Annotated in this window: 2 protein-coding genes (1 of these 2 cut by a window edge); both read left to right on the top strand. The window is 72.7% G+C overall.

Going from position 1 to position 13,024, the window contains the following annotated elements; translation table 11 throughout:
* Positions 1-5,744, top strand: the 3' portion of a protein-coding gene (locus EJ357_RS00980; RefSeq protein ID WP_126387700.1) for a non-ribosomal peptide synthase/polyketide synthase. The gene continues 14,629 nt to the left of window position 1, outside the view; 5,744 of the gene's 20,373 nt are visible here — the last part of the coding sequence; the start codon falls outside the window, past its left edge; the stop codon is at positions 5,742-5,744.
* Entirely contained in the window at positions 5,744-13,024 is a 7,281-nt protein-coding gene (locus EJ357_RS00975; protein WP_126387698.1) for an amino acid adenylation domain-containing protein, read from the top strand. Before EJ357_RS00980 ends, EJ357_RS00975 begins: the two co-directional genes overlap by 1 nt.

The following is a 13,024-nucleotide window of genomic DNA, read 5'->3' as shown; positions in this document are numbered from 1 at the left end:
AGGCGACGCCCAGCCTGTGGCGTGCGGTCCTGGCCGAGGACGCCGCGGTGCTGGGCGGTGTGCGCGTGCTCGTCGGTGGTGAGGCGCTGCCCGCCGATCTGGCCGGCGCGCTGGCCGAGCGGGCGGCCTCGGTGACCAACCTGTACGGGCCCACGGAGACCACCGTCTGGTCCACCGCCTGGCCGGTGACCGCGGACGCTTCCGACCGTCCGCGCATCGGCAGGCCGATCGCCAACACCCGCGTGTACGTACTCGACGGCGGGTTGCGCCCGGTGCCGGTAGGCGTGCCCGGCGAGCTGTACATCGCCGGCGAGGGAGTCGTCCGGGGCTACCACGGCCGCCCGGGGCTCTCAGCCGAGCGTTTCGTCGCCGACCCCTACGGCCGGGCAGGCACCCGCATGTACCGCACCGGCGACCTGGTTCGCTGGACCCCCGAGGGCGAGCTGGAGTACCTCTCCCGCGTCGACGACCAGGTCAAGCTGCGCGGCTATCGCATCGAACTCGGCGAGATCGAGGCGGTCCTGGCCGCCCACGAACAAGTCACCCAGGCCGCGGTGCTGGTACGCGAGGACCGCCCCGGCGACAAACGCCTGGTCGCGTACCTCATCCCCGCCGACGCGGACGTACCGCTCACCGCCCTGCGCGAGCACGCCGCCGCTCAACTACCTGACTACATGGTCCCGTCGGCGTTCGTCACGCTCGACGTCTTCCCGCTGACCCCGAACGGCAAGCTGGACCGGCGTGCGCTGCCCGCCCCCGACTACGGCACCGAGACGACGGGCCGTTCACCCCGCTCGCCCCGCGAAGAGATCCTGTCCGGCCTGTTCGCCGAGGTCCTCGGGCTGGAGTCGGTCACGATCGACGACGACTTCTTCGCCCTCGGCGGCCACTCCCTCCTCGCCACCAAACTCGCCAGCCGCATCCGCACCGTCCTGGACGCCGAACTCCCCGTACGCCGGATCTTCGAAGCCTCCACGGTCGCTCAACTCGCCACCGCGCTCGATGAGTCGACGACAGCGCGGGGCCGGGTACGGCGTCGTACCGCGCGGCCGGCCAGGGTGCCCCTCTCGCACGCCCAGCAGCGGCTGTGGTTCCTTCAACATCTGGAGGGGCCCAGCGCCGCGTACAACATGGTCGTCTCCCTCAACCTGACCGGGCCGGTCGACGAGGACGCGCTGCGGCGGGCGCTCGCGGACGTCGCCGGACGTCATGAGAGCCTGCGTACGGTCTTCGCGGACGACGCGGGCGGCGGTGCCTACCAGGTGGTGCTCGCACCGGAGCAGGCCCGGCCCCCGCTGATCGTGGAAGCCGCCGACGACGAGTCCGTCGACGGGCTGATGCGCGCCGCCGCCGGGTACGCCTTCGACCTCACCACCGAAATCCCGCTCCGTGCCTGGCTGTTCCGCTTGCCGGGCGCCGACCGCAGCACCCTGCTCCTGCTCACGCACCACATCGCGGGCGACGCCTGGTCGCGCGGCATCCTGGTGCGGGACCTGACCCAGGCCTATACGGCCCGCGTCACCACCGGACGGGCCCTGGCCCGGGAGCCGTTGCCCGTCCAGTACGCGGACTACAGCCTCTGGCAGCGCGATGTCCTCGGCGACGAGTCCGACCCGGACAGCGAGATCTCCCGCCAGCTCGCCCACTGGACGAGCACGCTGGCGGAGCTGCCCGAGGAGCTGGCACTGCCCTTCGACCGGCCGCGTCCGGCCACGGCCTCGTACCGGGGTGAGCGCATCGCCTTCGAGCTGCCGGACGGTGTGTACGAGGGGCTGGTGAAGGTCGCCCGGGAGCACCGGGCCAGCCTCCACATGGTCCTCCAGAGCGCCCTGGCCGCCCTGCTGACCCGGCTCGGCGCGGGCCACGACATCCCGATCGGCACCCCGATCGCCGGCCGCACCGACGACACTCTCGACGAGCTTGTCGGGTTCTTCGTCAACACCCTGGTGCTGCGCACCGACACGTCGGGCGACCCCACCTTCGCCGAGCTGATCGACCGCGTCCGTACGCAGAACCTGGCCGCGTACGGCAACCAGGACCTGCCGTTCGAGCGGCTCGTGGAGGTGGTCAACCCCGAACGCTCCCTCGCCCGACACCCGCTCTTCCAGACGGTCCTCAACCTCAACAACGCCACCCGTCCCTTCACCGCGGACACCGGTCCGGGCGGGCTCACCGTCACCGGCCGCCCGCTCGGCGCGCCCTCGGCCAAGTTCGACCTGTCCTTCGAGCTCGCCGAGACCTCCGACACCGACGAAGGCCGGCCGAACCGGCTCGCATGCGCGCTGGACTTCAGCACGGACCTGTTCGACCGGTCCACCGCACAGGCCATCGCCGACCGCTTCGTACGCGTCCTGGCCGCCCTCGCCGCGGACCCACTCATCCATATCGGCGAGGTGGAAGTCCTCGACTCGGCCGAATACCGGGCACTCACCGCCGGACCGGAGCACACCCCGGCCGTGCCCGGCGACACGATCGTCTCCCGGTTCGAACGGCAGGCCGCAGCCACGCCGAATGCGTTGGCCGTCACGGATGAGCAAACCTCCCTGACCTATGCCGAGTTGAACGCGCGGGCCAACCGTCTGGCGCATCTGCTGATCGAACGCGGCGCGGGGCCCGAGAAGTTCGTGGCCCTGAGCATGCCGCGCACCGCAGACCTCGTCGTCGCCGTCCTGGGCGTGCTGAAGTCGGGGGCGGCGTATGTGCCGGTCGATCCGGCCTACCCGGCCGACCGCATCGCGTACATGCTTGCTGACGCCCGGCCGATCCTGACCGTGACGCCCGAACTCCTCGACGCGGCTCAGGCCCACGCCGAAAACACCAACCCGGGGCTTCCCCTCAGTCCCCTCAACACGGCCTACGTCATCTACACCTCCGGCTCCACCGGCCGCCCGAAGGGCGTAGTCGTCCCCCACGGCAACGCGGTCCGGCTGATGGACGCGACCGACCACTGGTTCGGCTTCGGCTCCGACGACGTGTGGACGCTGTTCCACTCGTACGCCTTCGACTTCTCGGTCTGGGAACTGTGGGGTCCGCTGCTGTACGGCGGCCGGCTGGTCGTCGTCTCGTACGAGACCAGCCGCGCGCCCGACCGGTTCCTGAAGCTGCTGGTGGATGAGAGGGTCACCGTTCTCAACCAGACCCCGTCGGCGTTCTACCAGCTCATGGCGGCCGACCGGGAGGATCCGGAACTGGGCGCCCGGCTCGCCCTGCGCCATGTCGTCTTCGGCGGGGAGGCGCTGGAGCCGGGGCGGCTCGCGGACTGGTACGCACGCCATGCCGACGACGCCCCGTCGCTGGTCAACATGTACGGCATCACCGAGACCACCGTCCATGTCACGCACATCGCCCTGGACCAGGTCACCGCCGCCACATCCGCGGGTTCGGTGATCGGCGTACCGATCCCGGATCTGGCCGTGTACGTCCTGGACGAGTGGCTGCGGCCCGTACCGGCCGGTGTGGTCGGCGAGTTGTATGTGGTCGGGGCCGGTCTGGCGCGGGGCTATCTCGGCCGGCCGGGGCTGAGTTCCGAGCGTTTCGTGGCTGATCCGTTCGGTGCTCCCGGATCCCGGATGTACCGCACCGGCGACACCGGGCGGCGGCTGGCCGACGGCCGGCTGGAGTACGCGGGCCGCATCGACGACCAGGTCAAGCTGCGCGGCTTCCGGATCGAACTCGGCGAGATCGAGGCCGCCCTGCTGGCGCAGCCGGAGGTGACGCAGTGCGCGGTGATCCTCCGGGAGGACCGGCCGGGGGACAAGCGGCTCGTCGGCTACGTGGTCGCCGCCACCGGCACCGCCACCGATCCCGACGTGCTGCGGACCCGGCTGGGCGCTGTGCTGCCCGAGTACATGGTCCCCTCCGCGCTCGTGGCCCTGGACGGGCTTCCGCTCACCCTCAACGGCAAGCTGGACCGCCGGGCCTTGCCCGCGCCCGTCTTCGGCGGGAAGCCTCAGGCGGAGCGGCGCGGCCCGCGCACCGAGCGGGAGAAGCTGCTGTGCGGGCTGTTCGCGGAGGTGCTGGGGCTCGGCGGGCTGGGTGACGTCGGGATCGACGACGGGTTCTTCGACCTGGGCGGCGACAGCATCATGTCGATCCAGCTGGTCAGCCGCGCCCGCCGGGCCGGGTACGAACTGTCGGTGCGGGACGTCTTCGAGCACCGTACGGTCGCCGCGCTCGCGGAGGTCGTCACCGAGACCGGCGACGCGGCGGTCGAGGAGCCGGGCGAGAGCATCGGCGAGGTACCCCTCACGCCGATCATGCGGCGGTTCCTCGGATTCGGCGGGCCGGTGGACCAGTTCAACCAGTCCCGGCTGATCCAGGTGCCCGCGACCCTCACCGTGGAACACCTCACGGCCGCGGTGCAGGCACTCGTGGACCATCACGACGCGCTGCGGTCCGTGCTGAACGGCGCCCACCCAGAGTGGCGGCTGGAGGTGCGGGAGCCGGGCGCTCTCGACGCCTCCGCCCTCGTCCACCGGGTGGCCGCCGGTGAACTCGGGCTGGACGACGAGGCGTTGCAGGAGATCGTCGGACGGGAGACGGTGGCGGCCCGCGAGCGGCTGGACCCGGCCGAGGGCCGGTTCCTGCAGCTCGTGTGGTTCGACCGGGGTGGGAACACTCCTGGCCTGCTGCTCCTGCTCGTGCATCACCTCGTCGTGGACGGGGTGTCCTGGCGGATCCTGGTTCCCGACCTGGCGGAGGCGTACCGGGCCGTCGTCGCCGGCCGGGAGGCGGAGCTGCAGCCGGTGGGCACCTCCCTGCGCGGCTGGGCGCGGCGGCTGGCGCGGGAGGCGGCGAAGCCGGCCCGGGCGGCGGAGGCGGCCTGGTGGCAGCAGGTGCTGCGGCCCGGCGACCCGCTGCTGGGGCGTAGGGCGCTGGATCCCGCGCGGGACACCTACGCCACCGCGGAACACCTCACGGTGGCCCTCCCGACGGCGGTCACGGAGAAGGTGCTGACCCGGGTGCCGTCGGTGTTCTCGGCCGAGATCAACGACGTGCTGCTGGCCGCGTTCACGCTGGCCTGGGCGCGCCGGCGCGGCGGCGGATCGGGCACCGGCACCGGCGCGCTGCTGGACCTCGAAGGCCACGGCCGGGAGGAGGAGTACGTCGGCGGGGCGGATCTGGCCCGCACGGTGGGCTGGTTCACCAGCCTCTACCCCGTACGCCTCGACCCCGGCTCCGTCGACCTCGCCGACGCCTTCGCGGGCGGGCCGGCCGCCGGAGCGGTCGTCAAGCGGGTCAAGGAGCAGCTGCGGGCCGTACCGGACAAGGGCATGGGCTACGGCCTGGTGCGCCACCTCAACGCGGACACCGTCGGTGGCTTCGCTCAGCTCCCGGAGCCGCTGGTGGCCTTCAACTACCTGGGGCGCTTCACGGTCGCCGGCGTCACCGGCGCCGAGGACGCGGCCGGTGCCGCCATCCCCGACTGGACCGTGCTCGCCTCGGCAGGCGGTCTCGGCGGCACCGACCCCCGGGTGGCGCTCGCCCACCCGCTGGAGCTCAACGCCCGTACCGACGACGGGCCCCGCGGTCCGGAGCTGGTGGCCACCTGGACCTGGGCGGCCGGAATCCTCGACCGGGCCGAGGTCCAGCGCCTCGCCGAGCTGTGGTTCCAGGCTCTCGAAGCGCTCACCGAACACGCCGAGCACCCCGACGCGGGCGGCCTGACCGTCTCCGACGTCTCACTGAGCCTGCTCAGCCAGGACGAGATCGAACTGCTGGAAGACGAGTGGAGGACCTTGTAATGGCAACCCAGCCCACGCGCCGGGCCCAGTCCGGAGGGCTGCAGGACATCCTGCCGCTGGCCCCGCTCCAGGAAGGCATGCTCTTTCACAGCGCGTACGACGAGACGGGCCCGGACGTCTACCTCGTCCAGGACGCCATCGACCTGGAGGGCCCGCTCGACACGGACGCCTTACAGGCCGCCTGCCGGACCCTGCTGCGCCGACACGACAATCTGCGCGCGGCCTTCCGCTTCCAGGGGGTCCAGCGTCCCGTTCAGCTCATCCCGCACGAGGTGTCGCTGCCCTGGGAGGAGCTGGATCTGACCGGCCTTGCGGAGGCGGAGCGGGTCGCCGCCGCCGACCGGGCGCTGGAGGAGGACCGGCTGCGCCGCTTCGACCTCGGCAAGCCGCCGCTGATGCGCTTCACGCTGATGCGGCTCGGCGAGGGCCGTCACCGCTTCGTGCTGACGACCCATCACATCCTGCTGGACGGCTGGTCCTGGCCGTTGATGGTGCGCGAACTGCTCGCTCTGTACGCCACCCGGGGCGACGACAGCTCGCTGCCCAGCGTCCCGCCCTTCCGCGACTACCTGAGGTGGCTCGCCAGCCAGGACAAGGAGGCGGCGCTCGCCGCGTGGCGCGAGTCGCTGGCCGGACTCGACGGGCCCACCCTGGTGGCACCCCGGGCCGGCCGGCCCAGGAGGGTGCCGGTACGGCTGCACACCGAGCTGGACCAGGAGACGTACGACAGGCTCGCGGCCCTGACCAGGGAGCGTGCCCTCACCCTCAACTCCCTGGTGCAGGGCGCCTGGGCGGTGGTGCTGGGCGGGCTGACCGGCCGGGACGACGTCGTGTTCGGCGCGACCGTCTCCGGGCGGCCGCCGGAGATCCCCGGCGTCGAGACCATGGTCGGGTTGTTCATCAACACCCTGCCGGTACGGGTACGGCTGAACCCCGGCGAACCGCTGCTGGACACGGTCGCCCGGGTGCAGGACGAGCAGACCCGGCTGCAACCGCACCAGCAGGTCTCGCTGGCGGAGGTGGGCAGGCTCGCCGGAGCGGGTGAACTCTTCGACACCACCATGGTGTTCGAGAACTACCCGCTGGACGTCGGTGCCGAGGGCGCGGGGCCCGCCGGGTTCGGCGGACTCAAGGTCACCGGTTCCCGCAACCGCGACGCCGCCCACTACCCCCTCGCCCTCGTCGCCGTCGGCCGCGGCGGGCTGCGGTTCCGCCTCGACCACCAGCCCGACGTGATCCCCGAGGCGGACGCCCGTGGCCTCCTGGACCGGCTGGTGCGCCTCCTGCGCTCGGTCGCCGCCGACCCCTCGCGTCCCACCGGCCGACTCGAGCTGCTCTCCGACGCCGAGCGCGACGCCGTACTGGACCTCGGCAAGGGCGCCGACGTCCCCGTCCCGGCGATGAGCGTCCCGGAGGCCTTCCGCGCGCAGGCGGCCCGTACTCCGCAGGCCGTCGCCGTCCAGTACGGCACCGCCACGCTGGACTACGCCGCCCTCGACGCCCGCTCCGACGCCCTGGCCCGTCGGCTGACCGCCCTCGGAGTGGGCGCCGAGACCCCGGTCGCCCTCCTCATGGACCGCTCCGCGGCCGTCGTCGTCTCCGTGCTCGCCGTCCTCAAGGCGGGCGGCGCCTACGTCCCGCTGCGGCACCGCGACCCGGCGGAGCGGCTGCGCACCCTTACCCAACTGGCAGGCGTCTCCCTGGCGTTGACGGACCGGGCGCACATGGGCCTGGCCGAGGAGCTCGGGCTCACAGGGGTCACGGTCGACGCCGACGACCCGTTCGACGAGCCCGGACCGCGCCCCGACCTCCCGATCCCCGCCGACCGGGTCGCCTACGTCATCCACACCTCCGGGTCCACCGGCACCCCCAAGGGCGTCGCCGCCACCCACCGGCACATCCTCGAACTCGCCCACGACCGCGCATTCGCCGGCGGCGCCCACACCCGCGTCCTGGTCCACTCGCCGCACGCCTTCGACGCCTCGACGTACGAGATGTGGGTGCCGCTGCTGAACGGCGGCACCGCTGTGATCGCGCCGCCCGGTGACCTGGACCCCGAACTGCTCGGCAAGACCCTCGCCGAGCACGCCGTCACCGGTCTGTTCCTCACCACCGGCCTGTTCCAGCTGGTCGCCGACGAGGCGCCGGAGCACTTCGCCGGGCTGAGCGAGCTGTGGACGGGCGGCGAGGCGGTCCCGGCCGAGTCGATGCGCCGGGTGATGCGGGCCTGCCCGGACACCACGGTGACCGATGTGTACGGGCCCACCGAGACCACGACCTTCGCGATGCGCCACGTGCTGCCCAGCGGGGAGCCGGTGCCGGACTCCGTACCGATCGGCACCGCCCTGGACAACACCCGGCTGGTGGTCCTCGACCCCGGCCTGCGGCCCGTGCCGCGTGGCACCGACGGGGAGCTCTACATCGCCGGGGCGGGCCTCGCGCGCGGCTACTGGGGGCGGCCCGGCATCACCGCCGAGCGGTTCGTCGCCGACCCGTACGGACCGCCCGGGGCGCGCATGTACCGCACCGGTGACCTGGTGCGGTGGAACGCGCAGGGCGTCGTAGAGTACGTCGGACGCGCCGACGAGCAGGTCAAGATCCGCGGCTTCCGCATCGAACTCGGCGAGATCGAGGCCGTGCTCGGGCGCCACCCGGACGTGGCCCACGCCGTCGTCACCGTCCACGAGCCGCGCCCCGCGGACAAGCGGCTGGTCGCCCACCTCGTGCCGGAGCACGGCAGCACCCCGTCCCCGGCCGAGCTGCGCGCGCACGTCGCGGCCGTCCTGCCTGACTACATGGTGCCCACGGCCTTCGTCACCCTCGACGCGCTGCCGCTGACCGGCAACGGCAAGGTGGACCGCAAGGCCCTGCCCGCGCCGGACACCGAGGAGGCCACCGCCACCGCGACCACGGCGGTGCGGCGCGCCCCGCGCACCCCGCAGGAGGAGATCCTCGCCGGTCTCTTCGCGGAGCTGCTCGGCATCCCCTCCGTCGGCATCGACGACGACTTCTTCGACCTGGGCGGGCACTCGCTGCTCGCCACCCGGCTCGCCGGGCGCATCCGCTCCGTCCTGGGCGCCGAACTCGCCGTACGGCAGCTGTTCGAGACGCCCACGGTGGCCGGGCTCGCCCGCGTTCTCGGCACGGCGGGCGCCGCCCGCGCCGCCCTGGAGCGCGCCGAACCGCGCCCGGACCGCGTCCCGGCCTCCTTCGCCCAGCGCCGGCTGTGGTTCCTGCACCGGTTCGAGGGCCCCAGCCCGACGTACAACATTCCGTTCGCGCTGCGACTGACCGGGGATGTGGACAGTACGGCGCTGCGGCACGCCCTCGCCGATGTCGCGGGCCGGCACGAGTCGCTGCGCACGGTCTTCGCGGAGGACGCCGAGGGCCCGCACCAGATCGTGCGCCACGTCGAGGAGGCACGGCCCGAGCTGACCTTCGTACCCGCCGTCACCCAGCAGGACCTGGAGCGCCGGATCGCGGAAGCGGCCGGGTACGCGTTCGAACTGTCGGCAGAACTCCCGCTGCGTGCGTGGCTGTTGGAGACGGGTGAGCGGGAGCGGGTGCTGGTGCTGCTGGTTCACCACATCGCGGGCGACGGCTGGTCGGTCCCGCTGCTCGCCCGCGACCTCATCGCCGCCTACACAGCCCGCCTGGCCGACGGCGGCGCCCCCGACTGGCGGCCGCTGCCGGTCCAGTACGCCGACTACAGCCTGTGGCAGGCGGCCGTACTGGGCTCGGAGGACGACGAGTCCAGCCCGATCGCGCGCCAACTCGCCTACTGGAAGCGGACCCTGGCCGACCTCCCCGACGAACTCCCGCTGCCCGCCGACCGGCCCCGGCCGCCGCGCTCGGCGCACCAGGGGGACAGGGTGCGGTACGAGGTCCCGGCACCGCTCTACGAACGGGTCCGCTCACTCGCCCGCGCCACCCAGGCCAGCCCCTTCATGGTGCTCCAGGCGGCGGTGGCGACCCTGCTGACCCGGCTGGGCGCGGGCAACGACATCCCGCTGGGCACGCCGATCGCGGGCCGCACCGATGACGCGCTGGACGACCTGGTCGGCTTCTTCGTCAACACGCTGGTGCTGCGCACCGACACCTCCGGCAACCCCACCTTCCGCGAGCTGATCGCCCGGGTGCGGGAGACGGACCTGGCCGCCTACGCCCACCAGGACCTGCCGTTCGAACGGCTGGTGGAGGCACTCAACCCGCGGCGGTCGCAGTCCCGGCACCCGCTGTTCCAGACGATGCTCACCTTCAACAACACCGAGCAGCGGCCGGCCGTGCGAGGCGACGCACCCACGCCCGGCGGTGTCACCGTGGAGTCCGTGGGCACGCGGACCACCACCGCCAAGTTCGACCTGCTGCTCTCGTTCGCCGAGCGCCACGGCCCCGACGGCGCGCACGACGGGCTCAGCGCCGGGCTGGAGTTCTCCACCGACCTCTTCGACCGGGAGACCGCCGAGGGGCTCGTCGCCCGGCTGCTGCGGCTGCTCGACACCCTGACGGAGGACCCGCAGCGCAGGATCGGCCAGGTGCCGCTGCTCACCGAAGCAGAGCGGGGCGAACTGCTCGCCGGCTGGAACGGTCACGCCCACCCGGTGCCGAAGGCTCCCCTGCCGGTGCGGTTCGAGACGGCCGCCGCCCGTACCCCGCACTCCGTCGCCGTGGAGAGCGCCGAGGGCGTTCTCACCTACGGCGAGCTGAACGCACGGGCGAACCGTGTGGCACGGCTGCTCGTCGAACGCGGGGTGGGGCCCGAGGACCTGGTCGCGGTGGCCATGCCCCGCTCCGGCGACCTGGTCACCGCCCTGGTCGCGATCCTCAAGGCGGGTGCGGGCTATCTGCCCGTCGACCCGGCCTACCCGGCAGGCCGCATCACCTACATGCTCGAAGACGCCCGCCCGGCCCTCGTCCTGACGACGAGCGACCTCGCCGCCGCCCTGCCGGACACGTTCGCGCGCCGCACCATCGCGGTCGACGATCCGGCGCTTCTCGCCCACCCGGACGGCGATCTCACCGACGCCGAACGCACCGCACCACTTCACCCCGCACATCCGGCGTACGTCATCTACACGTCCGGCTCCACCGGCCGCCCCAAGGGCGTGACCATGCCCGCCGGGGCGCTGGCCAACCTGCTGGACTGGCACGAGCGGGAACTCCCGGGCGGCGGTACGGGCCGGCGGGTCGCCCAGTTCACGGCCGTCAGCTTCGACGTGTCCGTGCAGGAGACACTGTCCGCGCTGCTGTCGGGACGGACCCTGGTCGTCTGCCCCGAGGACGTACGGCGCGACCCGGCCCGGCTCGCCCAGTGGCTGCACGAGCGGCGCATCCAGGAGCTGTACGCGCCCAATCTGGTCATCGACGCCGTGTGCGAGGCCGCCCAGGCGCAGGGGCTGCCACTGCCGCACCTGACGGACCTGGTCCAGGCCGGTGAGGCGCTCACCCCGCACGGTGCCATCCGCGCCTTCTGCGCGGCCCGGCCCGGAGTGCGGCTGCACAACCACTACGGGCCCGCCGAGACCCATGTGGTCACCGCACACCGGCTGCCCGCCGCCCCGGCCGAGTGGGCGCCCGCGCCACCCATCGGCACTCCGCTGGACAACACCGCCGTACGGCTGCTCGACATGTGGCTGAACCCGGTGCCGGACGGGGTGCCCGGGGAGCTCTACATCGCCGGGGCCGCGCTGGCCCGTGGCTACCTGGGCCGCCCCGACCGCACCGCGGAGCGGTTCGTGCCCGACCCGTACGGCCCGCCCGGCACCCGGATGTACCGCACGGGAGACCTGGCCCGCCGCACCCGCGACGGACAACTGCTGTATCTGGGCCGCACCGACGACCAGGTCAAAATCCGTGGGTTCCGTATCGAACCCGGCGAGATCGAAGCGGTCCTCACCCGCGCGCCGGGGGTGGCGCAGGCCGCCGTGATCGTCCGCGAGGACCGGCCGGGCGACCGGCGGCTGGTCGGCTACGTGATCCCGGCGGACGGTGCCCCCGACGTCGGGGCCGGGACGGGTCCCAAGGGCGCGGCACCCATCACGGTGCTCGAACCCGCCGTGCTGCGCGAGCACACCGCCCGGCAGCTGCCCGACCACATGGTCCCCGCCGCATTCGTCACCCTCGGCGCACTGCCGCTGACCCCCAACGGCAAGCTCGACCGGGCCGCGCTCCCGGCGCCCGAGTATCCGGCGGGCGCCGCATCCCGGCCGCCGGTGACGCCCGAGGAGCGGGCGCTGTGCGCCCTGTTCGCGGACATCCTCGGCCTCCCACAGGTCGGCGCCGACGACGGGTTCTTCGAACTCGGCGGCCACTCCTTCCTCGCCGCCCGACTGGTCGCCCGGATCCGCGAGGAGATGGGCGGCGACCTTCCCGTACGGTCGGTCTTCGACGCACCGACACCGGCGGCACTGGCCCGGCTGCTGACCGCGGGAGCCGGTGCGGACGTACGGGCCACGGACCGCGGCGCCACGGGCACGCTGCTGCCGCTGCGCGGCCGAGGCGGCGCCACGCCGCTGTTCTTCCTGCACCCCGGAGGCGGGTTCAGCTGGTGCTACTCCGGACTGGTCCGCCAACTCCCCGCCGATGTCCCCGTCTACGGCATCCAGGCTCGCGGTCTGGACGGTCCGGAGGGATCGGGCGCGCTGCCGGGCTCCCTGGAGGACATGGCCGAGGACTACCTGGCCGTCATCCGCTCCGTCCAGCCGAGCGGCCCCTACCGGCTCGCCGGCTGGTCCTTCGGCGGACTGACCGCCCAGGCGCTGGCCGTCCGGCTGCGGGCAGAGGGGGAGGAGGTCGCGATGCTGGCGATCCTCGACTCGTATCCGCCCGGGGAGCACACCGACACCTCCGACCCGGTGGAGCACGAGGTTGTGGCGAGCAATCTCCAGGCCATGGGATTCACGGTCGACACGGACGAGCTCATAGCAGACCAGGAAGGCGTGCTGGTGCGTTTCCGGGAGTTCCTGCAAGCCGGAAATCACCCCATGGCGCATCTGGATCACCTGGAGACCCAGGACGTCCTGGCCATCAAGGACGTTTACGTCAACAATGTCCGGATCATGCGGCGTTTTCGGCCGCAGTTCTTCGACGGGGACATGCTTTTCGTCTCCGCGGAACGCAAACCGGAGGAACACCGGGAAACCCTGCTGAATGTCAGCTTGTGGCAACCCCTGGTGGGCGGATCCATCGAGATCTGCCCGATAGACTCGGACCACGGAAATCTGATGACGGACACCCGCCATGTGGCCCGGATCGGCCGATTTCTCGCGGACCGGCTCTGA

Origin of the sequence: Streptomyces cyaneochromogenes (genome assembly GCF_003963535.1) — a bacterium.
In the GTDB taxonomy this organism is placed as follows: Bacteria; Actinomycetota; Actinomycetes; order Streptomycetales; family Streptomycetaceae; genus Streptomyces; species Streptomyces shaanxiensis.
This window is presented reverse-complemented; position numbering and strand designations above follow the sequence as displayed.